At 51.8% G+C, this 24,800-nt stretch carries 25 protein-coding genes, 1 other RNA gene, 1 pseudogene and 1 other annotated feature; of the genes and pseudogenes, 12 read left to right on the plus strand and 15 right to left on the minus strand.

Annotated elements, in window-relative coordinates; all coding sequences use genetic code 11:
- Positions 1-13: 13 nt before the first annotated feature.
- From dnaX to HVZ52_RS17065, 3 genes are all read right to left on the minus strand, one after another.
- Positions 14-1,942, minus strand: coding sequence for a DNA polymerase III subunit gamma/tau (dnaX, locus tag HVZ52_RS17055; RefSeq protein ID WP_181598509.1), 1,929 nt, complete (start codon positions 1,940-1,942; stop codon positions 14-16).
- Positions 617-681 (minus strand) — a sequence feature (DnaX frameshifting element). It overlaps the preceding gene by 65 nt.
- A 118-nt stretch (positions 1,943-2,060) precedes the next feature.
- Positions 2,061-2,612 (minus strand): adenine phosphoribosyltransferase, encoded by a 552-nt coding sequence (gene apt, locus HVZ52_RS17060; protein ID WP_006685676.1) that lies wholly within the window; start codon positions 2,610-2,612, stop codon positions 2,061-2,063.
- Between the two features lie 193 nt (positions 2,613-2,805).
- Entirely contained in the window at positions 2,806-3,183 is a 378-nt protein-coding gene (locus HVZ52_RS17065) for a DUF454 family protein (RefSeq protein WP_029139439.1), read from the minus strand.
- Between the two features lie 69 nt (positions 3,184-3,252).
- Here HVZ52_RS17065 and priC point away from each other — a divergent pair, with 69 nt between their 5' ends.
- The gene (gene priC / locus HVZ52_RS17070; protein ID WP_103283557.1) at positions 3,253-3,780 is read left to right on the plus strand and encodes a primosomal replication protein N''; all 528 of its coding nucleotides are present in this window, start codon (positions 3,253-3,255) and stop codon (positions 3,778-3,780) included.
- 14 nt (positions 3,781-3,794) lie between these two features.
- The gene (rsmS, locus tag HVZ52_RS17075; protein ID WP_181598510.1) at positions 3,795-3,956 is read left to right on the plus strand and encodes a pleiotropic regulatory protein RsmS; all 162 of its coding nucleotides are present in this window, start codon (positions 3,795-3,797) and stop codon (positions 3,954-3,956) included.
- Between the two features lie 74 nt (positions 3,957-4,030).
- Here rsmS and mscK read toward each other — a convergent pair whose 3' ends face one another.
- Positions 4,031-7,396: a mechanosensitive channel MscK gene (gene mscK, locus HVZ52_RS17080; protein ID WP_131380823.1), complete on the minus strand. Its 3,366-nt coding sequence runs from the start codon at positions 7,394-7,396 to the stop codon at positions 4,031-4,033.
- Positions 7,397-7,523: 127 nt separating this feature from the next.
- On the minus strand, positions 7,524-8,174 hold the full coding sequence (gene acrR / locus HVZ52_RS17085) for a multidrug efflux transporter transcriptional repressor AcrR (RefSeq protein WP_016152075.1): 651 nt from the start codon (positions 8,172-8,174) through the stop codon (positions 7,524-7,526).
- Between the two features lie 141 nt (positions 8,175-8,315).
- Between acrR and acrA the strand changes: the two genes are divergently transcribed.
- The 6 genes from acrA to HVZ52_RS17115 all read left to right on the plus strand — a co-directional run bounded on the left by acrA (position 8,316) and on the right by HVZ52_RS17115 (position 15,108).
- Complete coding sequence (gene acrA, locus HVZ52_RS17090) at positions 8,316-9,509, plus strand: multidrug efflux RND transporter periplasmic adaptor subunit AcrA (RefSeq protein ID WP_016152074.1); 1,194 nt, start codon at positions 8,316-8,318, stop codon at positions 9,507-9,509.
- A gap of 22 nt (positions 9,510-9,531) precedes the next feature.
- Positions 9,532-12,681 carry an efflux RND transporter permease AcrB gene (acrB, locus tag HVZ52_RS17095; RefSeq protein ID WP_016152073.1) on the plus strand — a complete coding sequence of 1,050 codons (3,150 nt, stop codon included), beginning with the start codon at positions 9,532-9,534 and terminating at the stop codon, positions 12,679-12,681.
- 487 nt (positions 12,682-13,168) lie between these two features.
- Positions 13,169-13,543, plus strand: a complete 375-nt coding sequence (gene tomB, locus HVZ52_RS17100) for an Hha toxicity modulator TomB (protein ID WP_019076175.1) — start codon at positions 13,169-13,171, stop codon at positions 13,541-13,543.
- A 27-nt stretch (positions 13,544-13,570) separates the two neighbouring features.
- Entirely contained in the window at positions 13,571-13,789 is a 219-nt protein-coding gene (locus HVZ52_RS17105; RefSeq protein ID WP_002892050.1) for an HHA domain-containing protein, read from the plus strand.
- Between the two features lie 180 nt (positions 13,790-13,969).
- Positions 13,970-14,521: a maltose O-acetyltransferase gene (maa, locus tag HVZ52_RS17110; protein ID WP_016155874.1), complete on the plus strand. Its 552-nt coding sequence runs from the start codon at positions 13,970-13,972 to the stop codon at positions 14,519-14,521.
- 116 nt (positions 14,522-14,637) lie between these two features.
- Complete coding sequence (locus HVZ52_RS17115; RefSeq protein WP_016152071.1) at positions 14,638-15,108, plus strand: YlaC family protein; 471 nt, start codon at positions 14,638-14,640, stop codon at positions 15,106-15,108.
- Between the two features lie 78 nt (positions 15,109-15,186).
- Here the strand turns inward: HVZ52_RS17115 and ykgO are convergent, their stop codons facing one another.
- Together ykgO and HVZ52_RS17125 are read right to left on the minus strand one after the other, a co-directional pair.
- Complete coding sequence (ykgO, locus tag HVZ52_RS17120) at positions 15,187-15,327, minus strand: type B 50S ribosomal protein L36 (protein ID WP_005125190.1); 141 nt, start codon at positions 15,325-15,327, stop codon at positions 15,187-15,189.
- Between the two features lies 1 nt (position 15,328).
- Positions 15,329-15,589 carry a type B 50S ribosomal protein L31 gene (locus HVZ52_RS17125; RefSeq protein WP_016152070.1) on the minus strand — a complete coding sequence of 87 codons (261 nt, stop codon included), beginning with the start codon at positions 15,587-15,589 and terminating at the stop codon, positions 15,329-15,331.
- 188 nt (positions 15,590-15,777) lie between these two features.
- Here HVZ52_RS17125 and HVZ52_RS17130 point away from each other — a divergent pair, with 188 nt between their 5' ends.
- Positions 15,778-17,331, plus strand: coding sequence for an EAL domain-containing protein (locus HVZ52_RS17130; RefSeq protein WP_181598511.1), 1,554 nt, complete (start codon positions 15,778-15,780; stop codon positions 17,329-17,331).
- A gap of 51 nt (positions 17,332-17,382) precedes the next feature.
- Here HVZ52_RS17130 and HVZ52_RS17135 read toward each other — a convergent pair whose 3' ends face one another.
- Both HVZ52_RS17135 and HVZ52_RS17140 read right to left on the minus strand, forming a co-directional pair.
- Positions 17,383-17,736, minus strand: a complete 354-nt coding sequence (locus HVZ52_RS17135) for a DUF1428 family protein (RefSeq protein WP_181598512.1) — start codon at positions 17,734-17,736, stop codon at positions 17,383-17,385.
- 64 nt (positions 17,737-17,800) lie between these two features.
- Entirely contained in the window at positions 17,801-18,430 is a 630-nt protein-coding gene (locus HVZ52_RS17140; protein WP_016152068.1) for a membrane protein, read from the minus strand.
- An 87-nt stretch (positions 18,431-18,517) separates the two neighbouring features.
- Here HVZ52_RS17140 and HVZ52_RS17145 point away from each other — a divergent pair, with 87 nt between their 5' ends.
- Complete coding sequence (locus HVZ52_RS17145; RefSeq protein ID WP_046276084.1) at positions 18,518-19,945, plus strand: PLP-dependent aminotransferase family protein; 1,428 nt, start codon at positions 18,518-18,520, stop codon at positions 19,943-19,945.
- 59 nt (positions 19,946-20,004) lie between these two features.
- On the opposite strand, the gene HVZ52_RS17150 is transcribed toward HVZ52_RS17145, so the two are convergent.
- The 3 genes from HVZ52_RS17150 to ffs form a co-directional block, all read right to left on the minus strand.
- Entirely contained in the window at positions 20,005-20,223 is a 219-nt protein-coding gene (locus tag HVZ52_RS17150; protein WP_016152066.1) for a hypothetical protein, read from the minus strand.
- A complete protein-coding gene (locus HVZ52_RS17155) occupies positions 20,220-20,471 on the minus strand; it encodes a hypothetical protein (protein WP_016152065.1) in 252 nt (83 codons plus the stop codon). Before HVZ52_RS17155 ends, HVZ52_RS17150 begins: the two co-directional genes overlap by 4 nt.
- A 197-nt stretch (positions 20,472-20,668) precedes the next feature.
- Positions 20,669-20,765, minus strand: an RNA gene (gene ffs, locus HVZ52_RS17160) — signal recognition particle sRNA small type.
- Positions 20,766-20,915: 150 nt separating this feature from the next.
- Here ffs and HVZ52_RS17165 point away from each other — a divergent pair.
- Positions 20,916-21,239: pseudogene (locus tag HVZ52_RS17165) on the plus strand (MGMT family protein); the annotation flags it as partial.
- Between the two features lie 31 nt (positions 21,240-21,270).
- Here HVZ52_RS17165 and HVZ52_RS17170 read toward each other — a convergent pair.
- A complete protein-coding gene (locus HVZ52_RS17170; protein ID WP_016152063.1) occupies positions 21,271-21,840 on the minus strand; it encodes a YbaY family lipoprotein in 570 nt (189 codons plus the stop codon).
- 212 nt (positions 21,841-22,052) lie between these two features.
- On the opposite strand from HVZ52_RS17170, the gene tesB reads away from it, so the two are divergent.
- On the plus strand, positions 22,053-22,913 hold the full coding sequence (tesB, locus tag HVZ52_RS17175) for an acyl-CoA thioesterase II (protein WP_181598513.1): 861 nt from the start codon (positions 22,053-22,055) through the stop codon (positions 22,911-22,913).
- Between the two features lie 49 nt (positions 22,914-22,962).
- Here the strand turns inward: tesB and amtB are convergent, their stop codons facing one another.
- Together amtB and glnK are read right to left on the minus strand one after the other, a co-directional pair.
- Entirely contained in the window at positions 22,963-24,249 is a 1,287-nt protein-coding gene (gene amtB / locus HVZ52_RS17180; RefSeq protein ID WP_008783954.1) for an ammonium transporter AmtB, read from the minus strand.
- A gap of 31 nt (positions 24,250-24,280) precedes the next feature.
- A complete protein-coding gene (glnK, locus tag HVZ52_RS17185) occupies positions 24,281-24,619 on the minus strand; it encodes a P-II family nitrogen regulator (RefSeq protein WP_003021657.1) in 339 nt (112 codons plus the stop codon).
- Positions 24,620-24,800: the final 181 nt, after the last annotated feature.

Raw genomic sequence — 24,800 nt, forward strand, 5'->3', positions numbered from 1 at the left:
TAATGGCTGACGATCAAATGGGGCGAATACTCTCTTCGTCCAGGTCCGCATCGAAAAAACGACGCAGCGTCTGAATGTTATTATCCGCAATAATCGACTCACGCGCCTGCGCGAGTTTCTCTTCATAAATGGCCTGACGCCACTCCAGCGGCGTGCGCACCGCTGGATTATCATCTTCAACGATGGTCAATTCAACCGTTGACCCTGTTAAGGTACTCAATGCTTCGGCCAGTTTTTGCTGCGCGCCGCTGGAGTTAAGGTGTCGCTGCGTGGAACGCAGGTGCAGGCAAACCACGTTGCCATTCTCTTCTTTCCAGGCATTAAGCGCCACCTGCTCCACCAGTTTAGGCAGCGAGAGCTGGCTTACCTGTGCGGCCCACGGGTCGCGTTCGATGGCCTCAGCCGCCAGCTTTGCCGCCAGTTCTGGCGTTTTTTCATGCTCAAGCGCTTTTTTCAGCGCTTTCGGCGTAGCGACGACTTCTTTGACTTCTGCAACAGGATTGGTAGCTTTCCAGCGATACGCTTCTTTCTTCGCTGGCGCTTTTTCCAGTGCAGAGACCGCTGGACGCGCCTGAACACGTTCCGACACCGAAGCCAGTCTTTCCAGCGCAGCATTATTCACCGGCCGCGCGCGGGAAGCGGCTGCCGGTTCACTCTTTTTTGGTTTGGTTGCTCCCTGAGCGCGTTGCAGTTGGCTGCGTGCCGCCAGCACCTGGCTGGTAGCATCGGAGAGCGGCACATTCTGTTGCTGTTGCGCTGCCGCAGGCTGCTGCGGCACCTGCGTCGGGTTCATCACCGCAGTGGGTGCGACCGGGGCAAAAGACTGTCGCGGGGCTTCAGGTTCCGGGAGCGGCATGCGCGGATGAAAAGCCAGCGCACGTAGCAGCGTCATTTCAACGCCCATTCGCCTGTCCGGCGCATACGGCAGTTCTTTGCGCCCGATTAACAGTGTCTGGTAGTAAAGCTGCACATCGGTTGGCGGGACGATTCGCGCTAGTTCGCGCATACGCTGTTCAATAGCGGCCATATCGCTGCCGAGTGCGGCAGGTGAAAGCTGAACCATGGCAATACGATGCAGCAGAGCCGACATCTCAACCAGTAGCGCTTCCCATTCAATACCGCGCGCGGCGGCATCGTTCACCAGCGTCATAACGCGTTCGCCGTCCGCAGCCACAACCGCTTCAACCAGCGAGAGCGCCTGGTCGTCGTCCAGCGTGCCAAGCATGGTGCTGACCGCGTCGGTCGAGACCTGACCATCGCCGCTGGCGATCGCTTGATCGGTCAGGCTCAGCGCATCGCGCAGGCTGCCGTCCGCGGCGCGAGCCAGCAGTTGCAACGCACGTGGCTCATGGGCGATATGCTCTTCTTTGAGGATATGCTCAAGCTGATGGCGAATCTGTTCGACATCCAACGCTTTAAGATGGAATTGCAGACAGCGCGACAGGATAGTCACCGGCAGCTTCTGCGGATCGGTAGTCGCCAGCAGGAACTTAACGTGCGCGGGCGGCTCTTCGAGCGTTTTCAGCAAGGCGTTAAAACTGTGGCGCGACAGCATGTGCACTTCGTCAATCAAATAGACCTTAAAGCGACCGCGCGCTGGCGCGTACTGGACGTTATCCAGCAGGTCACGGGTGTCTTCGACTTTGGTGCGTGAGGCGGCGTCGATTTCAATCAGATCGACAAAGCGCCCCTGCTCGATTTCACGGCAGTTATCACACACGCCGCACGGCGTAGCGGTGATGCCGGTTTCACAGTTTAATCCCTTCGCCAGCAAACGGGCGATTGACGTTTTCCCGACGCCACGGGTGCCGGAAAACAAATAAGCATGATGAATACGCCCTAACGACAAGCCGTTCGCCAGTGCCGTCAGCACATGTTCCTGGCCGACGACGTCAGCAAAGGTTTGTGGGCGCCATTTTCGGGCTAAGACCTGATAACTCATTGGCAGGCTCTGAAAGGCTGGAGGGTGGATTCACAGGGGGATAATGCTAACACAACCTCGCAGCGACGGCGAGGTTGTGTGTCTCGGTATTAATCTGCCGAGATAAGATAGCCCGAAATTAGTGGCCCGGGAATGGAACCAGGCTATAACAGGTCAGTCCCTGCTTTTCCAGACGCTGCTCGCCACCCAGATCAAACAGGTTAATGATAAATGCAGCATCGGTCACTTCGCCACCCAGACGGCGGATCAGTTTCACGGTCGCTTCAATCGTGCCGCCGGTTGCCAGCAGGTCGTCCACAACCAGAACTTTATCACCAGGTTTGATGGCATCTACGTGGATTTCCAGTTGATCGGTGCCGTATTCCAGCTCATAGCTCTCAGCAATAACTTCACGCGGAAGCTTACGGGGTTTACGTACCGGAACAAAACCAACGCCCAGACCCAACGCTACCGGCGCGCCAAACAGGAAGCCACGCGCTTCGGTACCAACCACTTTAGTGATACCCGCATTTTTGTAGCGTTCAACCAGCAATTCAATACTGAGGGCGTAGGCTTTCGGGTCTTCCAGTAAACTGGTGACATCACGAAAAAGAATGCCCGGTTTTGGGTAATCGTGGATGCTTTTGATGCTATTTTTGAGAAACTCAAGCTGCTGTGCAGTCGCGGTCATAAGTTTGTGCCTGATTAATACAGTATTACTTCACGGCGCACAATACACTTCATCCTCGACGTATCTTGAATGATTTTGTGTCTGTATAAGAGCCAAGGTTATATTTGCTTAACCTTTGACCACCTGCGCCTGTGCTCGAAAACGGTCGAATTTACTGGCTGTGAGAGACAATTGCAACAGCGTTTATTGCGCTTTACTGCTTTTGTTGTTTTTCATCAATCACCGGGATCCGCCACATAAAAATCAGTAAACAGGCGAGAATAACCAGCAGCAGGCCGCGTACCCACATCATATTGACCAGCCACAGTGAAATACTAAACGTTACCAGGATCAACAAAATAGCGCGCGGCTTTGCTCCCGGCGGCATCGCGCGGTGTTTTTGCCAGTGGCGCAGATACCCGCCGAACCACGAACGGTACAGCAACCAGTCGTGAAAACGCGGCGATGAGCGAGCAAAACACCAGGCGGCCAGCAAGATAAACGGCGTTGTCGGCAACAGAGGCAATACAACGCCCAGCGTTCCTAACACTACCGCTATCCAGCCTATGATGATTAGAATAATGCGTTGCATAATATGAATACTTAACACAGAGAATCGCTACTTTATCATAACAGTTCTCATTTTCATCGGAGTGTTGTCGTGAAAACCGTCATGCTGCTTCAGACGCTCGAAAACCAGCTTAACCGCTTGCGGCAGCGTTGTGCCCCACTGGCACACCATGCCACGCTTAGCGCCCGCTTTGACAGGCATCTGTTTCACACCCGCAGCACGTTGCTACAGGCCTGTCTGGATGAAGCTGATGATAATCTCACTGCTCTACGTCGCGCAGTTGAACAGCAACAACTACCACAAATTACCTGGCTTACGGAACACCTTGCCTCACAGTTAGAGGCGATTTCACGTGAAACCGCCAGTTGGTCGCTCCGGGAGTGGGACTGCGCCTCTCCTGGTCTGGCGCGCTGGCAGCGTAAGCGAGTTCAACACCAGGAGTTTGAGCGCCGCCTAGTTGAAATGACGCGTGAACGTAAAGAACGCCTGGCACAGGTTACAGGCTTTGAAGAACAGCAAAAACTGCATCGCGAAGTAGAGGCATTCGAAGCACGACTGGCACGCTGTCGTCATGCACTGGCAAGAATAGATAACATGCTGGCGCGTTTAACCCGCTAATCCCCGGAGAATTTATGTCATTAGAGAACGCCCCAGATGAAGTCAAACTGGCCGTCGATTTGATTGTCCTGCTTGAAGAGAATCAGATGGAGCCTGAAATAGTTCTGAAAGCACTGGAGATTGTGAAGCAGGATTACGAGAAGAAACTACTCTCTTTATCTAAAAAAGAGCGGTAACTGAAAACCTGATGGCTTTGCACTTATCAGGCCTACGAATGAATCGAAGCTCGCAGGCCTGATGATTATTTCTGTTAACCTACCGAAGGCGTCGGATCGTCACCTTTAATGATGTCACGTTTAACCTCGGTCACGGTGTCACCTTTCGCGTTATGCAGGTGAACTTCGAGCTGGTTAAAGGCGATATCAATGTCATTTTCACGGCACAAACGATCGACCGCCCGGTTAAGTTCATCAACCGTGTGGCTACGATCGCGCAATTCACGCACGTATAAACGCAGCTCATGATCCAGCGTACTGGCGCCGAAGGCGGTAAAGAACACTGCAGGCTCCGGATCGTGCATCACTTTCGGGTGTTCTGTCGCCGCCTGCAACAGCACCTTCTTCACTTTGTCCAGATCCGAACCATAGGCCACGCCAATGCGGATCACCAGACGCGTGGTGGTATCGGAGAGCGACCAGTTGATCAAACGCTCCGTCACGAATGCTTTGTTCGGGATGATCACCTCTTTACGATCGAAGTCAGTAATGGTGGTGGCACGGATACGGATCTTGCTGACCGTTCCGGAGAACGTACCGATGGTCACGGTATCGCCGATGCGTACCGGGCGTTCAAACAGAATAATCAGACCGGAAACAAAGTTACCGAAAATTTCCTGCAAGCCGAAACCAAGACCAACCGAGAGAGCAGCGGCCAGCCACTGTAGCTTATCCCACGAAACGCCGAGCGATCCGAAGACCGTCATCGCACCAATGGCGATGATAGCGTAATTCAGGATCGTGGTGATCGCATAAGAAGCCCCCTGGCGCATCTTCAGTCGCGAGAGCACCAGCACTTCCAGCAGGCCGGGTAAGTTGCGGATCAGCGCCCACGCGACCATTGACGCAATAATCGCAAACAACAGGCTGCCCATGGTGACGTCTTTCACCACTGCCGCACCCGCTTCGGTGCCGTTGTAATGCCAGAGCGTTATGCTGTCGAGATAGCTGAACACGGTGATCAAATCAGACCAAATGGCCCAGAACAGAACACCAAACAGGGCAACCATCACCAGCATGGTTATACGCAGCGTTTGCTGGTTAACCTGTTCCAGCGCAATAGTCGGTTCTTCCTGCGGCTCTGCGCCTTCGGCCCCTTCTTTCACCAGGTTCTGACGACGCGCTAACGCACGACGCCAGGCGATACGACGAGCCGCTACGCTCAACCCTCGCAGCACCGTCTGGTACAGCAGATTCCAGAGGATAACCAGATAGACCGTTTCAATCCAGCGGCCCGCCAGACGCAGCGTGGTGTAGAAATACCCTGTCGCCGTCAGCACCATTAATGCAATCGGAATAATAGACAACACGGTAATAGTGACCAGACGCAGACCATGCGACTCTTTGTCACGCCAGCTTTCGCGGCACATTGGCCATACCAAGAAGGCGATCAGCAGCAGGTTGAGGAAAATAACCACCTGGCCAAGCACATCGTCCATCAAATTAAGCGGCGACAGCTCAGCAATGACCGACCAGAAGTTAAGCGGCAACAGCGCAAGGCTAATACGCACAATCTGGCGACGCCAGTGGCTGGTCTGCTTCGCTGGCATGCCAAAATGACGTATCGCCACGCCATCTTTTTCCAGCACCTTCCAGCACAGACCAAACACCAGCCAGAAGATGGTCATCTTCGTACTGAACGCCCACAGCAGGTCGCTAATATTCAGTTGCATAGTCAGCAGAATCAGACCCACCGCGAGGATAATCAGACACGCCGGCAAGGCTCTGATGAGATCGATCAGAATCGCTTTTGGCGTATTAAGCTGACTGTCATTGCGCAGGTTCCCCACCGCGGCGGCTAATTTTGCCTGATAATCCTTCAGCCACTTCAAACGCCAGCGGATTAACCCGGCGATAAGCAGCAGCGGCAGCCCTGCCAGGAACGCAATAAACACGGCGGGCCAGGCTTTTTCCCAGTTCACCGTGATTTTCATCGACTTAAACTGGTCTTTTAGGGTTTGCGGGAAGGCTTTGATCCAGTCCCAGTCCATCGGACGGTTACTGTTAACCCAGAAGATTTGTTGCGTGAGGATCTCTTTCAGGTTTTTCGACACGCTCATTAACTGCTGCTGGTTGATTTGCAGATTAATCGCCATCATCAACTGGTTGCCCAGTTGCTTATTTAGCTGATCCAACAGTTCACGACGCATATCCACGACCTGCAGCAGGGCATCATGGACTTCAGGATTAACGTCGTTGCTGTGCCCTTCTTCCAGTTTGGCAACAAACGCATCATTCTGGAACAACGTATCGCGCTGCTGGTTAACTTCGAACTGCTCCAGACGCAAATCGGCGATCCGGTTGGTCATATCGGCAAGCTCATCCGCCGACGGCAGCGTTTGTTGTTGCTGATATAAAATGCGCGACAGCAGCAGACTGCCTTTCAGAACGGCGATCTGCTCTTTAATGTTGCGTTCGGATTGCAGCGCGCGGTCAAGCCAGTTTTTGACCTTGATATTTTGCTGCATCAGGCTGTTGCCGTTTTCAGTCGCGGCAATCAGGCGCTGGCTGAGCTGATGGTTAACATCAAGCTCCTGCTTCACTAACGGATTGGACTGAATACGCTCGGCTTCGTCCGGCGTTACCGCTTCCTGTGCCGTCTTTTCGGTTAACGTCAGTCGTTTGCTGTTCACCGCCTCTTGCAGGAGCTGGAGCTGGTGTTCAAGGCGGTTACTGTGCGCCGTCACATAATCGCGTTGTTTTTGCAGGGTATCCTGCAAAACGGTATTCCCTTCGAGGCTCTTACGCTGCTGGTCGATCTGCGCGTTCAGCAACGCTTGCTGCGCCTGCAGCAGCACCTGCTGGCTGGGGCGTAAAGCCGCCTCTCCCACAGTGGTGCCATCGAGTCGATTGCGGATTTGCTGCATCTGTTGCGACGCGGTGTACATCGCATTTTGTACACGCTCTGGCTGTGTCTGCAGCGATACCAGTTGGCTGTTGTAAGCGGCCAGATCGTTTTGCGAGCTTTGCAGGTCATCCAGGACCTGCGACACGCGCGACTCAAGCTGTCGTAAGGAGAGCGTACTCAGCGTTTTTCGCGTTTCATCGTCATTATCGACATCGCTAAGCGAATTTAGCGCATCCGTCGCCTGACGCATTTTCTCCGGCGCCTGGGCAACTTTTTGCCGAAGCTGTACGGTTTCATCCTTCACACGATCGATTTTATCCAGCGTGGCAATGGTATCGATGAGATCCTGTTGAACCAGCTTATCCTGTGCGGAGAGATCTTTTTGTTTATTCAGCGTGTCTAACTGGCTCTGAATATCCGCTTTCGTCGGCAGTTCACCACTCTGTTGCGCCCGCGCAAATGCAGATGACTGGCAGGATAGCAATAGAATGAAGAAAAGAATGGTAATAGCAATAAGATGCTGTGAACGTTTATAGAGCTGCAACATAGTCATGAGAATGAAGGTTTCTGAACCGGAAAAGTGACCGAAAATAGTCAAGCGGCAAGAATATCACGGCTGTGACCGGCAGAATAGCAGGAGGCAAAATGACCAGGAGAATTCCTGGTACAGACCCAGAGAGTTAACAGGTTTCCGCTACGTTAACCCGCAAGGTTGGGCAGAGAAGACACATCTCAAGCAGCACGGCGACGTATTCCCGAGCCTCTTTTTTCAGATCAAAAGATTCAGGGGCAAATAACCAGTTCTCGATAATTCCGGTAACATAACTACGCAGCAGCACCGCCACGCGACGCGTGTTCAGATTTTCCGGCAGCATGTTGGCGTTCATGCAGTGCCGCAATGTTTGTTCGATACGGTCGTAATTTTCAATACACAGACTGCGTTGAGCTAGCTGAACTGAGGCCATTTCCCCGACAAATTCGCATTTGTGGAATATAATCTCCAACAATAAACGTCGGCGTTCTTCTGTCACGGTAGCTTCAAGAACGTAAATTAAAATTTCTCTTAATACTGATAGTGGATCGTCGGGGAATTTTGCCTGATACTCAGTCTCTAACTCATCAATGTTAGGTTTTGCTAGCTCCCAGATTTCACTGAATAAATCCGATTTGTTTTTGAAATGCCAATAGATCGCGCCGCGCGTGACACCAGCGGCTGCTGCGATCTCCGCAAGCGAGGTGGATGATACCCCTTGTTGCGAAAACAAACGCAGAGCGACATCGAGAATGTGCTGTCGAGTTTCCTGTGCTTGTTGTTTGGTTTTTCGTGCCATAGGTCAGTGAATTTACAGGCGTTAGATTTACATACATTTATGAATGTATGTACCATAGCACGACGATAATATAAACGCAGCAATGGGTTTATGGGCTTTCAGCCATTGATCAATTTGAAATCGGACACTCGAGGTTTACATATGAACAAAAACAGAGGGTTAACGCCTCTGGCAGTCGTTCTGATGCTCTCAGGCAGCTTAGCGCTAACAGGATGTGACGACAAACAGGCCCAACAAGGGGGCCAGCAGATGCCAGAGGTTGGAGTTGTTACGCTCAAAACTGAACCTCTACAGATAACAACCGAACTCCCGGGTCGCACCAGTGCGTATCGCATTGCAGAAGTTCGTCCTCAGGTTAGCGGTATTATCCTGAAGCGTAATTTCACGGAAGGTGGTGACATCGAAGCGGGTGTATCTCTCTATCAGATTGATCCTGCTACTTACCAGGCCGCTTATGAAAGCGCAAAAGGCGATCTGGCAAAAGCACAAGCCGCAGCAAATATCGCTCAACTGACGGTCAAACGTTATCAGAAACTGTTAGGTACTAAGTACATCAGTCAACAGGATTACGATAGTGCACTGGCAGACGCACAGCAGGCGAACGCCTCCGTTGTCGCCGCGAAAGCCGCGGTAGAAACTGCACGCATCAATCTGGCTTATACCAAAGTGACGTCGCCGATCAGCGGCCGCATTGGTAAATCATCCGTTACTGAAGGCGCTCTGGTGCAAAACGGTCAGGCAACCGCACTGGCAACCGTTCAGCAGTTGGATCCCATCTATGTGGACGTGACGCAGTCAAGCAACGATTTCCTGCGCCTGAAACAAGAGTTGGCCAACGGCACGCTGAAGCAGGAAAACGGTAAAGCGAAAGTCGAACTGGTGACCAATGACGGCATTAAATTCCCGCAGTCCGGTACGCTGGAATTTTCTGATGTCACGGTAGATCAAACCACCGGGTCGATTACGTTACGCGCAATCTTCCCTAACCCGGATCACACCTTACTGCCGGGTATGTTCGTCCGTGCTCGTCTGGAAGAAGGGACTAACCCAACTGCACTACTGGTTCCACAGCAAGGCGTTACCCGCACACCGCGTGGCGATGCCAGTGCATTGGTTATCGGTGCAGACAACAAAGTTGAAACTCGTCAAATTGTCGCCGCACAAGCGATTGGCGACAAATGGTTAGTCACTGATGGACTTAAACCGGGCGACCGCGTGATTGTCACTGGGCTGCAAAAAGTACGTCCTGGCGCGCAGGTAAAAGCGCAGGAAATCACCGCTGATAACAACCAGCAAGCTGCAAGCGGTAGCCAGCCTGAACAGTCCAAGTCTTAACTTAAACAGGAGCCGTTAAGACATGCCTAATTTCTTTATCGATCGCCCAATATTTGCGTGGGTGATCGCCATTATCATCATGTTGGCAGGGGGGCTCGCGATCCTCAAATTGCCGGTAGCGCAATATCCGACTATTGCACCGCCAGCAGTGACGATCTCCGCGACCTACCCTGGCGCTGATGCCAAAACAGTACAGGATACTGTTACGCAGGTTATCGAACAGAATATGAACGGTATCGATAACCTGATGTACATGTCCTCAAACAGTGACTCCACGGGTACCGTGCAGATCACGCTTACCTTTCAGTCTGGTACTGATGCGGATATCGCGCAGGTACAGGTGCAGAACAAACTGCAGCTGGCAATGCCGCTTCTGCCGCAGGAAGTACAACAACAGGGTGTGAGCGTTGAGAAATCATCCAGTAGCTTCCTGATGGTTGTCGGCGTTATCAACACCAACGGCACCATGACGCAGGAGGATATTTCCGACTACGTGGGCGCCAACATGAAGGACGCCATCAGCCGTACTTCAGGTGTGGGTGATGTTCAGCTGTTCGGTTCCCAGTACGCAATGCGCATCTGGATGGATCCGAACAAACTGAATAACTTCCAGCTGACGCCGGTTGATGTGATCAGCGCCATCAAAGCGCAGAACGCCCAGGTTGCAGCCGGTCAGTTAGGCGGTACGCCGCCGGTGAAAGGCCAGCAGCTTAACGCTTCGATCATCGCGCAAACCCGTCTGACCTCCGCCGATGAGTTCAGCAAAATTCTGCTGAAAGTGAATCAGGACGGTTCCCAGGTGCGTCTGCGTGACGTAGCGAAAGTCGAACTGGGTGGTGAGAACTACGACATCATTGCGAAGTTCAACGGTAAACCGGCATCCGGTCTGGGTATCAAGCTGGCGACAGGCGCTAACGCCCTGGACACCGCAAACGCTATCCGCGATGAACTGAAGAAGATGGAACCGTTCTTCCCGTCAGGTCTGAAGATCGTTTACCCGTATGACACTACGCCGTTCGTGAAAATCTCTATTCACGAAGTAGTGAAAACGCTGGCGGAAGCCATCATCCTCGTGTTCCTGGTAATGTATCTGTTCCTGCAGAACTTCCGCGCGACGCTGATTCCGACTATCGCCGTGCCGGTGGTGCTATTGGGTACGTTTGCCGTCCTTGCGATTTTCGGCTTCTCGATAAACACGCTGACGATGTTCGGGATGGTGCTCGCCATCGGCCTGTTGGTGGATGACGCCATCGTTGTGGTCGAGAACGTTGAACGTGTAATGGCTGAGGAAGGGCTACCACCGAAGGAAGCAACGCGTAAATCGATGGGCCAGATTCAGGGCGCACTGGTTGGTATCGCTATGGTGCTTTCAGCGGTATTTATTCCGATGGCCTTCTTCGGGGGATCTACCGGTGCAATTTACCGTCAGTTCTCCATCACTATTGTTTCGGCGATGGCGTTATCAGTCCTGGTGGCATTGATTCTGACCCCTGCCCTGTGTGCGACCATGCTCAAACCGGTTGCTAAAGGCGATCACGGAGAAGGCAAAAAAGGTTTCTTCGGCTGGTTTAACCGCATGTTCGATAAGAGCACGCACCATTACACCGACAGCGTGGGCGGAATTCTGCGCAGCACCGGTCGTTATCTGGCGCTGTATCTGATCATCGTCGTGGGTATGGCCTATCTGTTTGTTCGTCTGCCAAGCTCGTTCCTGCCGGATGAAGACCAGGGGGTATTCCTCTCAATGGCTCAGCTGCCAGCGGGTGCAACGCAAGAGCGTACCCAGAAGGTGCTGGACGAAATGACGGATTACTATCTGACCAAAGAAAAAGCGAACGTTGAATCGGTGTTTGCCGTTAACGGCTTCGGTTTTGCAGGACGTGGTCAGAACACCGGTATCGCGTTCGTGTCTCTGAAAGACTGGAGTGAACGTCCAGGCGAGGAGAACAAGGTTGAGGCAATTACTCAACGTGCGATGGGCGCATTCTCGCAGATTAAAGACGCGATGGTCTTTGCTTTTAACCTGCCAGCGATTGTGGAGTTAGGGACCGCGACCGGTTTCGACTTCCAGCTGATTGACCAGGCAGGTTTAGGTCATGAGAAGCTAACTCAGGCGCGTAACCAGCTGTTTGGTGAAGTTGCGAAACATCCTGATCTGTTAGTCGGCGTACGTCCTAACGGTCTGGAAGATACGCCACAGTTCAAGATCGATATCGATCAGGAAAAAGCGCAGGCTCTGGGTGTATCCATTAGTGATATTAATACAACGCTGGGTGCAGCATGGGGCGGAAGCTACGTAAATGACTTCATCGACCGTGGTCGTGTGAAGAAAGTTTACATCATGTCTGAAGCGAAATACCGTATGTTGCCGGAAGATATTGGAAACTGGTATGTCCGCGGCAGCGATGGACAGATGGTACCGTTCTCCGCCTTCTCTACCTCACGTTGGGAATATGGTTCACCGCGTCTGGAACGCTATAACGGTCTGCCTTCCATGGAAATCTTAGGCCAGGCCGCACCGGGTAAAAGTACCGGTGAAGCTATGGCAATGATGGAGGAACTGGCCAGCAAACTGCCATCCGGTATCGGCTATGACTGGACCGGTATGTCCTACCAGGAACGACTGTCCGGCAACCAGGCCCCTGCTCTGTATGCCATTTCACTGATTGTCGTATTCCTGTGTCTGGCGGCATTGTACGAGAGCTGGTCAATTCCGTTCTCCGTCATGCTGGTGGTACCGTTAGGTGTTATCGGTGCATTGCTGGCGGCAACGTTCCGCGGCCTGACCAACGACGTTTACTTCCAGGTAGGCCTGCTCACAACCATTGGGTTGTCGGCGAAGAACGCGATACTTATCGTCGAATTCGCCAAAGACTTGATGGATAAAGAGGGTAAAGGTCTGATAGAGGCGACGCTGGATGCGGTCCGCATGCGTTTACGTCCGATCCTGATGACATCGCTGGCCTTTATTCTGGGCGTAATGCCGCTGGTTATCAGCTCCGGCGCAGGCTCCGGCGCGCAGAACGCCGTTGGTACTGGCGTAATGGGCGGGATGGTGACGGCAACCGTGTTGGCTATCTTCTTTGTTCCGGTGTTCTTTGTGGTGGTACGCCGCCGCTTTAGCCGCAAAAGTGAAGATCTTGAGCATAGCCACTCAGTAGACCATCATTGATAGATCTCTAAAGATAAGGCCGCGCAAGCGGCCTTTTTTCTGGAAAAATCATAAAAATCACTTATTGCTATTTCGTTTATTTTCTCCAGGGTAAATAAGCGATATAATCCCTGTAGCCTTAAAGGCTATTCTTAAAAATCATTGAGAGTTCTTATTTACTTTAATAAATATTAAGATTATTCCTGGTAAGCGGTTCACATTGTCGATTGTTACCTTTCGTTGCTAAACCTAATCAAGATAACTCGATGATTGCCCGAAGAATAAAGAAATTGTCCGATTCCGAATAACCGCATTTATCTGTTAAAATGTAAAAATGACCTGACATCATAAGTTTGCATAATTGTAATTTTTCGTGATATGACGATGAAATCTTTTTTAGACTAGATTATAGTTAAATCATCAGGAGTCGCGGGCAAGTTCCAGGTAGTCTGTTGTATCCATCCCGAAGGTGTTCGGTTAGTTTAAGCCACGAAGAAGGGGATGCGTTATGGATGAATACTCACCCAAAAGACATGATATCGCGCAGCTTAAATTTCTCTGCGAAACCCTGTATCATGACTGTCTTGCAAACCTTGAACAAAGTAACCATGGCTGGGTTAATGACCCTACCTCTGCCACCAGCTTGCAGCTCAATGAACTGATAGAGCATATTGCAACCTTCGCACTTAATTATAAAATTAAGTACAATGAGGACAATAAGCTGGTCGCGCAGATAGATGAATACCTGGATGACACTTTTATGTTGTTCAGCAGTTATGGTATTAATACGCAGGATCTGCAGAAATGGCGGAAGTCAGGTAATCGACTGTTTCGCTGTTTTGTCAATGCCACCAGGGCTAATCCTGTTAGTTTGTCTTGTTAAAAATTATTACAATCATAGGTAAGATTTATGTCCGATAAACCATTAACTAAAACTGATTATTTGATGCGCCTGCGACGTTGTCAGACAATTGACACACTTGAGCGCGTTATTGAAAAAAATAAATATGAATTGTCCGACAACGAACTGGCTGTATTTTACTCAGCAGCAGATCACCGCCTTGCTGAATTGACTATGAATAAGCTCTACGACAAGATTCCAACTTCTGTTTGGAAATTCATTCGCTAATTGCTCACGGGTTAAGTCAGGTATAGCGGTACATTTGTCTGGCTGACCATTTTCGTATTTACAATGGTTATTTAAATCAAATCACGTGACTACGATCACAACGAAGAAATGGGAACGTTCCCCTTGTTTGCATTGCGTTTTACTGTGTTGAAATGACCTCCAGTACACAGGAAATTCGTAATGAGTAATGAAAAGCAAAAAATGATCGCCGGTGAACTTTATCGCCCGGCGGATGAAACATTGCGCCACGACCGACTACGCGCTCGTCAGTTGACCCATCGCTACAACCTCACCGCTCCCGATGAAAAAAATGCGCGACAAGCTATCCTGCATGAGCTGTTGGGCCAGAGCGAAGGGGCTTATATTGAACCCTCTTTTCGTTGTGATTACGGCTATAACATTTATCTCGGTAAAGAATTTTACGCCAACTTCGACTGCGTTATGCTCGACGTCTGCCCGATCCATATTGGCGACAACTGCATGTTAGCCCCAGGAGTCCATATTTATACCGCCACCCACCCGCTGGATGCCACCGAGCGAAACAGTGGCATGGAGCTCGGCAAACCCGTGACTATTGGCCACAACGTCTGGATAGGTGGACGCGCAGTGATAAACCCTGGCGTAACGTTGGGTGATAACGTGGTTGTGGCCTCGGGCGCGGTGGTCACGAAAAGCGTTCCGGCAAACTGCGTGGTTGGGGGCAATCCCGCCAGGATTATCAAAACGCTGTGATCTTAAATGTAACTGTTATGCTAAATTGTGGTTAATCTGTTACTTTCTTCACAAGGTATCCCCTTTTAAAATAGGGCGATCGCATCTGAATATCGCAGACACCACAAAGGCAAGAGATGACAGAAATACAGCGCCTGCTTACCGAAACCATCGACGACTTAAATATTCGCGAAAAGCGCGACAACAAACCGCGCTTTAGCATCAGCTTTATTCGCAAACATCCCGGCTTGTTCATCGGCATGTATGTTGCGTGGTTTGCCACGCTGGCGGTGATGCTGCAGTCAGAAACGTTAGTCGATTCAGTATGGCTGCTGGTGGTTCTGTTCGTCATACTCAACGCGTTTTTCTTTTTCGACGTTGCGCCGCGATACCGCTTTGAAGATATCGACGTACTGGATTTCAGAGTTTGCTATAACGGGGAATGGTATAACACGCGCTTTGTCCCCCCTTCACTCATCGATACCATCCTGCACTCACCTTCCGTCGATAGCGAACATAAAGCGCAGCTGCAAAAGATGATATCGCGTAAGGGTGAACTCTCGTTCTACGATGTCTTTACGCTAACCCGCCCCCAGACCAGCCAGTAACCACATCTCAACGCAGATAAAAAAAGTGCGTCCCGGTGAAGGAAACGCACTTTAATCCCTGAAATGTTGGTAAAGAAACTAACGTCTTTTTTTACGACCCTGAACAGCTTTAAAGCGCGGATTCGTTTTGCAGATTACGTACAAACGCCCTTTGCGTTTCACTATCTGGCAGTCAGGATGACGCTGTTTTGCACTACGAAGTGAATTGAGTACCTGCATCTTAACCTCGCTTAGTGCCAATAAAATGACCAAAACGTTTCTGGAAACGTGCTGCACTGCCTTCATTATCAAAGGTTTTTTGTTTCCCGGTATAGTACGGATGCGATTTGGAAGAGATATCCAGGGTCACGTACGGATACATTTTCCCCTCAAACTCAATCTCACGTTCCGTTTTAATGGTCGAGCCGACCTTAAAAAATTCATTGGCGCTGGTATCGTGAAACACCACAGTACGGTAAAAAGGATGAATATCCGGCTTCATGGCAACCTCAATTTGTTACGTTATAACATAACTATCAAAATACACCACTCTTGTATAAATCACAACCTGGTTTACGCGATTAAGAGTTAAACGGGATGATAAGTGGCCGTAAATATATGATGCCAATCGAATAGCTTTTTCGGCTTTCGGATATACTTTCCCTACGCTGTGTTAATAAGGATATCACTGTGATAACACGACATCTGATAAGCCTGGTGACTGGGGTGCTGTTTCTTTCCATCCTCGCGCCCGTAGGTTTAAGCCTGTGGCTGGCGCATCGTCAGGTCGAAACGAAATTTATCGATGAACTCGATATGTTCTCAACCCGAGTCGCATTACGTACGGAACGCGTAGGTGAACAGGCCAAAAAAGCGTTGCGCCATATTGAAGCTTTTCAGGGTGAACCTTGTAGTGAAGAGCATCTGCTTGAAATGCGTCGTTTGTCATATAGCTATCGCTATATTCAGGAAGTGCTGTACCTCAAAGATAACGTTCCACAATGCTCATCCCTGGAAAAAAGAAGCCGGGCAGCCGCGTTTCCTCCAGCAATGAAAATCACGCCCGATGGCTACCACGCATGGTTGACCATGCAAAACGATTTGGGCATCAAGCGTTTTATGGCGGCATTAGGTAGCAAGCATTACGTCGTGATGATCGATCCCGGTTCTTTTATTGATGTCATCCCGTTTGGCTCATGGCCGATTGAAGTCGCTATCATTGGTACCGCGCGTAACACGGTGGTAGCCAGTAGCACCGATCTGCCACCGGATGTTTTACAACATGTGCAACTAGAGCATTCGATTACCCATCTGCAGAAAGACGGCAGTATTTATAACGCCCGCCCCTTCCCCGAACTGGGCATTACGGTTGTAACCTGGGCATCCACTGTACCTTTGCAAAAGAGCTGGCACCGACAAGCGCTCATCTGGCTGCCGGCAGGGATCCTTCTCGGCTTACTCACCGCAGCCTTTATTCTGCGTATTTTGCGCCGTTTACAGTCCCCTCATCACCAGTTGCAGAACGCTATCCAGCATCGGGATATCAAGGTCTACTACCAACCGATTATCTCGCTCAAAACGGGGAAAGTGGTCGGGGCAGAGGCGCTGGCTCGCTGGCCACAGGCCGACGGGAGCTATCTGTCGCCTGAGATTTTCGTCGCACTGGCGCAAGAGACCGGGCTTTCAGAGCCGCTCACCCGTTTGATTATTGAAAGCGTATTTGACGATTTAGGAAAATGGTTGCGTCAATATCCCCACCAGCATATATCCATTAACCTTGAGTCAGCCGATCTGACCTCCGAAACGCTTCCTGCTCTGTTAAGCCAGAAGGTGAACCACTGGCAACTTAAGCCTGCGCAAATCGCGCTGGAGCTGACCGAACGCGAATTTGCCGACCCAAAAAACAGCGCGCCGTTTATTGCTAAATACCGACAGGCAGGCCATTCGATCTATATTGATGACTTTGGTACCGGCTATTCAAGTCTTAGCTATTTGCAGGATCTGGATGTGGATATCCTGAAGATCGACAAATCGTTCGTCGATGCGCTGGAGTACAACAACGTCACGCCGCATATCATCGAGATCGCGAAAACGCTGAAGCTGGAGATGGTGGCAGAAGGTATTGAAACCGAGAATCAGGAAGCTTGGCTACGCCAGCACGGCGTGCAGTACGGTCAGGGCTGGCTCTACAGTAAAGCGCTGCCGAAAGCGGAATTTATTCTGTGGGCAGAAAAACGGCTTTAGCATGGCTGTTGATGTTGAGATGGCTGGCGGCACGCCGCACAGCCAGTCACATCACTCTTCCATAATGGGCGCAAATCCACCGTAGATCATTCGCTTGCCATCAAATGGCATAGATTCACCGAATTCCTTCATACGGGGATCGGACATCATCTTCTGATTCGCCGCATCGCGGACCTCTTTGGAAGGGTATTCAATCCAGCTGAATACCACTTCTTCATGATCCTGCGCTTTCACAGCCATGCGAAAATCGGTCAGTTTGCCGTCGGGGACATCATCTGCCCAGCACTCCACCACGCGCAATGCACCAAGCTCCTTGAAAAGCGGAGCTGCTTTTGCCGCCATCGCAATGTACGCCTCCTTGTTTTCAGCGGGTACGGCAACCACAAAGCCATCAACATACTTCATGAGAAAAACCTCCGAAGTGTACTGCGCGGCAAGCCGATTCCGGCCGCGTCAGTCGAGGTTAAGTTTAGTCGCCAGCAGGCGATCGTGCCCCAGGCGCATTCCTGATACGAATACGCGCCTGCGGCTGATGGCAAAACCATGGCAGGCAAATTTGAATCAGCGGCCCAATAGCCAGTGCATACAGCACCGTTCCAAACCCAACGGTTCCCCCCAGCAGCCAACCAATAAGCAACACGGACACTTCGATTGCGGTTCGAATTCGTCGTACTGGCCAGCCGGTACGCGCGTGAATTCCAGTCATCAGACCGTCACGCGGGCCCGCGCCAAAACCGGCACCAATGTACAGAGCGGTTGCTAACGCATTCAGTATCACCGCTGACACCAGCAGCCCGCTGCGCGCCAGCAGGGATTCAAATCCCGGAATCACCAGCAGCGCGACATCTGCCGCCAGCCCAATCATAATCACGTTGCTTAACGTGCCAAACCCTGGGCGCTGGCGTAGCGGTATCCACGCCAGAAGCACCAACACACCCACGGCAATAATCACCACGCCGATATTCATCGACAGTAAATTTGCCACCCCCAGGTGAAACACGTTCCACGGATCGGCCCCTAAATCGGCACGGACAAACATCGCCGTCGACACACCGTACAGCGTCAGCCCGATAAACAGCTGAAATAAACGACGCAGCATGTTCTTCCCCTCTTACTCTCAGATAACTTTCATCTTCACCGCAATTGGCACTATGATTAATGTCCAGTTTTCAAAAAGTGGACTGCTATGTCATCTCGCCGTTACGGAAGCCAGTCTTTGCAACGCCTGCTCGGACACTGGCAGGAAAGTCCCTCGCGAACGCCCATCTGGCGACAGTTGGCAGAAGCGTTACGTTTGCTGATCCTCGATGGGCGACTGGCGCTGGATAGCCGCTTGCCCGGTGAACGCGAACTCGCTGCCGTTCTGCAAGTCAGCCGAACCACCGTCGCCAGCGCCATGGCGCAACTGCGTGAGGAGGGATATCTGGAAAGCCGACATGGTAGCGGTTCACGGGTGATCCTGCCGGAACACATTCGCCATGTGCCAACGCGGACCAGCACTGGCACAGCGCTTGATTTGTCCACGGCAGCGCTGAGTGCCGGTCCTGAAATTCATCAGGCTTACCAGCAGGCACTGTTCGCAATGCCGCAGCATCTGCTGAGCTCCGGGTATCTACCGCAGGGACTGTCGGTTTTGCGTGAATCCATCGCCCGGCATTATTGCGAACGCGGACTCCCGACGCAGCCCGACGAAATAATGGTCGTGAACGGCGCGGTCAGCGGTCTGGCGTTGATCCTGCGTTTACTCACCGGCCCCGGCGATCGCGTAGTGGTAGATCACCCCACTTATCCGCTGGCCATTGCAGCAATACAAGGGGCGTCATGTCGCCCCGTCGGCGTTTCGCTGCCCGAGCACGGTTGGGATACGGCGGGTCTGGTCGCCACCATCGCGCAAACTGCACCGAGAATGGCCTATCTGATGCCGGATTTTCACAACCCGACCGGGCGCTGTATGGACACGGCTACTCGCCAGGTCGTGGCGGATATTGCTGAAAGAACCCACACGACGTTGGTGGTCGATGAGACCATGGTGAACCTGTGGTATGACGCACCACCGCCACCGCCGCTTGCCGCATTCAATCGCGATGCCCCAATCATCCTGCTCGGTTCAGCAGGGAAAAGCTTTTGGGGCGGATTACGTCTGGGCTGGATTCGGGCGTCGGCGCGTACCATTGCCGCGCTGGTCCAAACCCGCGACACTTTCGATTTGGGCTCCCCGGTGCTTGAACAACTCGCCACCAGTTGGCTGCTGGATAACGCCGAGGACTTTCTTCCTGACAGAAGACGCCGACTCACATCACAGCGAGACCTGTGCTCGCGCCTGATGAACTCACATTTCCCGGAATGGCAATTTACCCAGCCACAAGGAGGACTTTCTTTCTGGGTTGAACTGCCTGATACGCTGGCGACGCTCTTTGCCACGCGCGCCGAAAGTGCAGGCATTCAGTTGGGAACCGGTACGCGGTTCGGCCTTGATGGCGCATTCGACCGATTTTTGCGTATGCCCTTCACGTTGCCGGATGACACAGCGTGTGCCGCCTTCAGAGTGTTGCAACCCATTTGGGATAGCCTGCGCTTGCAGGCCAGCAGTGGGAAAATGCGTAAAATAATCTAAACGACGAGTTAAAGGACTCGCTCTTGAATGCCGTGATGGACGAGGAGGTCCAGGCAATACTACCGCTGAGGAGGAACCGGAAAACCCTTCAGGGAAATCACGAAATTCTCACCATCTTTCTTAATTTTTGCCCCAGCATCACACCAGTCGGAGGCAATACGGAAGAACTCATCGCTACCGACATTCCAGCTCAGACGAACGTGTTTCACATAACCGGAGCGCAGCATTTCACAGGCTTCGCCATAATTACAGGCGGTTGAGAGCGATTGTTGTTTCATTTTTTCTTCTTCAGTAATCTTCGCAATGCTTTGATTTCTTTAGGAGTCAGTGCATCAACTACGGATTCTTCCGTATGCTGGCTATCGATATCCTCAGCGGAGACTCCCACCTCTTCAATGGCGGAAAACGCGATCAGTAGCAGTTTTTCCGTGGCGATACTCAAATTTTCATTATGCACTTCAGCATAATGGCGAAGCTTTTCTTTTAGCGCCTCATCAACTTTGACATTCAATACAGCGGTCGACATCGTAGAAAATCCTTGTGGTCAGCCACAACACACCGGATGTAAGACCATGTCATTACAACGCAATAGCGGCGGCAAAAGCTCAAATAACATCCCCAAAACACAGTGACAGTATTTGATGACAATAAAATGACGATACGATGACAAAGAAAAGAAGATAAACAGAAGAGAAATTGCCGAACGGCAGAATTGGGTGGGGGCCCTGCCAGCTACATCCCGGCACACACGTCATCTGCCTTGGCTGCTTCCTTCCGGACCTGACCTGGTAAACAGAGTAGTGTTGCGGGAGAACCAACAGAGCCCCCATTGAGAGCGTTGTTAACCAACGCGCAGGCGCATTATCACTGCTGCACCCTGTAATTGCAACCCATCCAGCATCGGATGCTGTTTTCTTGTGCAATGCGGCTTCACTCCTTCGCCATTCGGCATTATGCTGGAGGATTAGCGCAGGAATAAATGATGGATATACAAGACACTTTCCCCCAACGCGTCTGGCAAATCGTCGCTTCAATCCCCGAAGGTTTCGTCACCACGTATGGCGATGTTGCCCGGCTTGCGGGATCGCCGCGCGCTGCGCGTCAGGTAGGCGGCGTGCTTAAGCGTCTCCCCGAAGGCAGCGCCCTGCCCTGGCATCGGGTGGTCAATCGCCATGGGGCCATTTCGCTGACAGGTCCCGACCTGCAACGACAACGTCAGGCGTTGCTGGCAGAAGGAATAGTGGTTTCAGGAAGCGGACAGATCGATTTACAGCGCTATCGCTGGGTGTACTAACCCTCTCCAGGCGGAGAGGGTTACAACGACCTTAGTACTGCGTGGGAGCCGGAACCGCAGATGACGGATTCACCTGGGTTGGTGACGTTGACGGAACCGTGGTAGTAGCCCCACCGCTCGCCTGAACCGGTACTGCTGTTTGCTGTACAGGGACCAGCGTCAGGTCAGCTTTAGTCCCACCCTGATTGATGACCGTCTGAACGGTATCAGTAATAAAGACCAGTTTATCATTTACCGTAATAGCCGCACTCAGCAGAATACGGGCGTTAGGTTGAATATCTGCCGGGTTAAACGGTAATACAAAGCTGAATGGCGCTTGTTTACCTTCAGTACGAACCGCTTTTTGCGACAGCACTTTTGACGGCGCATCGGCCAGTGAAGCATCTGACAGCGTAACGGTTAGTACCGCATCGGGTGGCAAGGCCACTTTCTGACGGATCCATACTGTACCGGAGACATTTGGCTGCTGAATTTTAGACTGTGTGTCAGAAATTGACGTATTAGGGCTTGGCGCAGGTGTCTGAATATCAGCGCTTTTATCGGCACAGGCCGCCAGAGCGACTGCAACCGCTAAACCACTTACCATGTGCACGAGTTTCATTAAATTCTCCTTATCATCTATGCACCAGCGAGAACTTTCCTCGCCAGAAGAGTGGTTAACAAAAACATAACGTGACTAAGTGTGGCACAAGACAGCTATTTTTGCCTGTAATAGGCCAGTAATTCAGACAATTGCACCCATCGGACCACTTTTAAAATTGCGTTATACTCTGCCTACCTCGCTGCGACATCGATATCACCTGGAGAGCACGTATGAGTCTGGCACTGAAAAATTTGCTGACATTGTTAAATCTGGAAAAAATTGAAGAAGGACTCTTTCGGGGCCAAAGTGAAGACTTAGGGTTACGTCAGGTTTTTGGGGGACAGGTTGTCGGTCAGGCGCTATATGCCGCAAAAGAAACCGTACCGGAAGAGCGTCTGGTACACTCTTTTCACAGCTACTTTTTACGCCCCGGCGATAGCCAAAAGCCCATCATCTATGATGTGGAAGTCCTGCGTGATGGTAACAGCTTCAGCGCGCGCCGCGTTGCCGCGATCCAGAATGGTAAACCCATTTTTTACATGACTGCCTCTTTTCAGGCACCGGAAGACGGATTTGAACATCAGAAAACCATGCCAGATGCGCCGGGTCCCGATGAGCTGAAATCAGAAACGGAAATTGCCCACTCAGTGGCGCATTTGCTGCCGCCGCTGTTGAAAGAAAAATTTATCAACGATCGTCCGTTGGAAGTACGCCCTGTCGAGTTTCATAACCCCCTAAAAGGTCACGTCGCACCTCCGACGCGCCAGGTATGGATCCGAGCTAACGGCGTGCTGCAGGACGATCTGCGCGTCCATCAGTATCTGCTGGGTTATGCCTCAGACCTGAACTTCCTGCCTGTTGCGCTGCAACCGTACGGGATTGGCTTCCTGGAAAAAGGGATTCAGATCGCCACCATTGACCATTCCATGTGGTTCCACCGTCCGTTTAATATCAATGAATGGCTGCTGTATAACGTCGAGAGTACTTCGGCATCCGGTGCCCGGGGCTTTGTACGCGGAGAGTTTTATACCCAGGATGGCGTGCTGGTCGCTTCTACCGTACAGGAAGGGGTAATGCGTAATCGCAATTGAGAATTACCGGATGGTGGCGCAAAAGCGTTGCCATCCGGCAAATTGAGAATCAGGCGTTGTAAGCGTTCTCGCCGTGACTGTTTACATCCAGACCTTCGCGCTCCTGCTCTTCCGGTACGCGCAAACCAACCGTCATATCCGCCAGCTTATAGCCAATGAAAGCCACCACGCCAGACCAGACGATGGTGATCGCCACGCTTTCCAGTTGCACCAGCAGCTGATGCCCCATGGTCACGCCCTCGGCAAAGCCGACGCCTCCCAAAGAGCTGGCAGCGAAAACTCCGGTCAGGATACAGCCGACAATGCCGCACACGCCGTGAACGCCAAACACGTCACACGGATCGTCCACACGCAGAAAACGCTTCAGCATGGTCACGCCCCACAGGCCTGCCAGACCCGCAACGACACCGATAATCAGCGCGCCGCCGACACCGATATAGCCACATGCAGGTGTTACGCCCACCAGACCCGCAATGGCGCCAGAGCAGGCGCCCAGCAGAGACGGTTTACCACGCAGCGCCCATTCACCGAAGATCCATCCGAGGATGGCTGCAGCGGTGGCGACCACGGTATTGACGAAGGCCAGTGCGGCGATTTCATTTGCCGTACCCGCTGAACCAGCGTTAAAGCCAAACCAACCAATGTAGAGAATAGCGGTACCGGTGAAGACCATCGGCAGGTTATGCGGTTTAAAAGCTTCTTTGCCAAAACCGACACGTTTGCCAATCAGATACGCGCCTACCAGACCAGCAATCGCCGCGTTGATGTGCACAACCGTTCCGCCGGCAAAATCCAGCGCGCCGTGGGAAGCCAGCAAGCCGCCGCCCCAGACCATATGGGCAATGGGGATGTACGACAGCGTTAACCATACCACCACAAAAATCAGCACCGCGGAGAAGCGAATACGTTCAGCCAGCGCACCGACGATTAGCCCAACGGTGATGCAGGCGAACGAGCCCTGAAAAGCAACGTGAATGTACTGGTAGAAGCTCCCCGTTACCGCCGTCAGCGCAATATTCTTCAGCAATACCCAGTTGAAGTTGCCGAAGAAATTATTTCCTTCACCAAAGGCCAGTGAGTAGCCATAAACCACCCATAAAATACAAACCAGAGCGAATGTCACCGTGACCTGAGTCAGCATCGACAGCACGTTCTTACCGCGAATCAAACCGCCGTAGAACAGCGCAATACCAGGGATGGTCATAAACAGCACCAACGCGGTACAGATCATCATAAAAGCGTTATCCGCTTTATCCGCAACCGCCGGTGCCGCCATCGCCAGTCCCGGCAGCAGCGCCAGTGAAGCAATACCTGTTTTCATCGTTGCTATCTTCATTTTTTGGTTTCCTATCACTGTGTGCCAGACGTTACAGTGCGGCTTCGTCGGCTTCGCCGGTACGAATACGAATCACACGTTGCAGCTCGGCGACGAAGATTTTGCCGTCGCCAATTTTTCCGGTGTATGCCGCCTTACTGATGACATCAATCACGCCATCCAGTTGGTCGTCGGCAATCGCCACATCAATCTTCACCTTCGGCAGAAAATTGACGCTATATTCAGCCCCACGGTACAGCTCAGCATGACCTTTCTGTCGGCCAAACCCCTTCACTTCGGTGACGGTCAGCCCCTGAATACCAATAGACGACAATGCTTCACGGACGTCTTCCAGTTTGAACGGTTTGATTACCACGGTAACCAGCTTCATAGATCCCCTCCAGTCAGAATTCAGTAGTGGCTGCAGATACACGAGAGGGATATTGCAAGGGATGTGCCAGAAATGAAAAAGGCGGGATGATTCAGGTTCTCAGGGTACTTCCGGGAGAGAAAAAGAAAAAACGCACTATAACGGTGCATAGTGCGTTACATTTTTGCACCAGATTGTTGAT

It is taken from the genome of Citrobacter sp. RHB36-C18 (assembly GCF_013814485.1).
Taxonomy (GTDB): domain Bacteria; phylum Pseudomonadota; class Gammaproteobacteria; order Enterobacterales; family Enterobacteriaceae; genus Citrobacter; species Citrobacter braakii.

Excerpts from the sequence above, each read along its gene's own strand:
- dnaX (WP_181598509.1), bottom strand. The coding sequence starts at position 1,942 with ATGAGTTATCAGGTCTTAGCCCGAAAATGGCGCCCACAAACCTTTGCT.
- apt (WP_006685676.1), bottom strand. The coding sequence starts at position 2,612 with ATGACCGCGACTGCACAGCAGCTTGAGTTTCTCAAAAATAGCATCAAA.
- HVZ52_RS17065 (WP_029139439.1), bottom strand. The coding sequence starts at position 3,183 with ATGCAACGCATTATTCTAATCATCATAGGCTGGATAGCGGTAGTGTTA.
- rsmS (WP_181598510.1), top strand. The coding sequence starts at position 3,795 with ATGTCATTAGAGAACGCCCCAGATGAAGTCAAACTGGCCGTCGATTTG.
- mscK (WP_131380823.1), bottom strand. The coding sequence starts at position 7,396 with ATGACTATGTTGCAGCTCTATAAACGTTCACAGCATCTTATTGCTATT.
- acrR (WP_016152075.1), bottom strand. The coding sequence starts at position 8,174 with ATGGCACGAAAAACCAAACAACAAGCACAGGAAACTCGACAGCACATT.
- acrA (WP_016152074.1), top strand. The coding sequence starts at position 8,316 with ATGAACAAAAACAGAGGGTTAACGCCTCTGGCAGTCGTTCTGATGCTC.
- acrB (WP_016152073.1), top strand. The coding sequence starts at position 9,532 with ATGCCTAATTTCTTTATCGATCGCCCAATATTTGCGTGGGTGATCGCC.
- tomB (WP_019076175.1), top strand. The coding sequence starts at position 13,169 with ATGGATGAATACTCACCCAAAAGACATGATATCGCGCAGCTTAAATTT.
- HVZ52_RS17105 (WP_002892050.1), top strand. The coding sequence starts at position 13,571 with ATGTCCGATAAACCATTAACTAAAACTGATTATTTGATGCGCCTGCGA.
- maa (WP_016155874.1), top strand. The coding sequence starts at position 13,970 with ATGAGTAATGAAAAGCAAAAAATGATCGCCGGTGAACTTTATCGCCCG.
- HVZ52_RS17115 (WP_016152071.1), top strand. The coding sequence starts at position 14,638 with ATGACAGAAATACAGCGCCTGCTTACCGAAACCATCGACGACTTAAAT.
- ykgO (WP_005125190.1), bottom strand. The coding sequence starts at position 15,327 with ATGCAGGTACTCAATTCACTTCGTAGTGCAAAACAGCGTCATCCTGAC.
- HVZ52_RS17125 (WP_016152070.1), bottom strand. The coding sequence starts at position 15,589 with ATGAAGCCGGATATTCATCCTTTTTACCGTACTGTGGTGTTTCACGAT.
- HVZ52_RS17135 (WP_181598512.1), bottom strand. The coding sequence starts at position 17,736 with ATGAAGTATGTTGATGGCTTTGTGGTTGCCGTACCCGCTGAAAACAAG.
- HVZ52_RS17140 (WP_016152068.1), bottom strand. The coding sequence starts at position 18,430 with ATGCTGCGTCGTTTATTTCAGCTGTTTATCGGGCTGACGCTGTACGGT.
- HVZ52_RS17145 (WP_046276084.1), top strand. The coding sequence starts at position 18,518 with ATGTCATCTCGCCGTTACGGAAGCCAGTCTTTGCAACGCCTGCTCGGA.
- HVZ52_RS17150 (WP_016152066.1), bottom strand. The coding sequence starts at position 20,223 with ATGAAACAACAATCGCTCTCAACCGCCTGTAATTATGGCGAAGCCTGT.
- HVZ52_RS17155 (WP_016152065.1), bottom strand. The coding sequence starts at position 20,471 with ATGTCGACCGCTGTATTGAATGTCAAAGTTGATGAGGCGCTAAAAGAA.
- HVZ52_RS17170 (WP_016152063.1), bottom strand. The coding sequence starts at position 21,840 with ATGAAACTCGTGCACATGGTAAGTGGTTTAGCGGTTGCAGTCGCTCTG.
- tesB (WP_181598513.1), top strand. The coding sequence starts at position 22,053 with ATGAGTCTGGCACTGAAAAATTTGCTGACATTGTTAAATCTGGAAAAA.
- amtB (WP_008783954.1), bottom strand. The coding sequence starts at position 24,249 with ATGAAGATAGCAACGATGAAAACAGGTATTGCTTCACTGGCGCTGCTG.
- glnK (WP_003021657.1), bottom strand. The coding sequence starts at position 24,619 with ATGAAGCTGGTTACCGTGGTAATCAAACCGTTCAAACTGGAAGACGTC.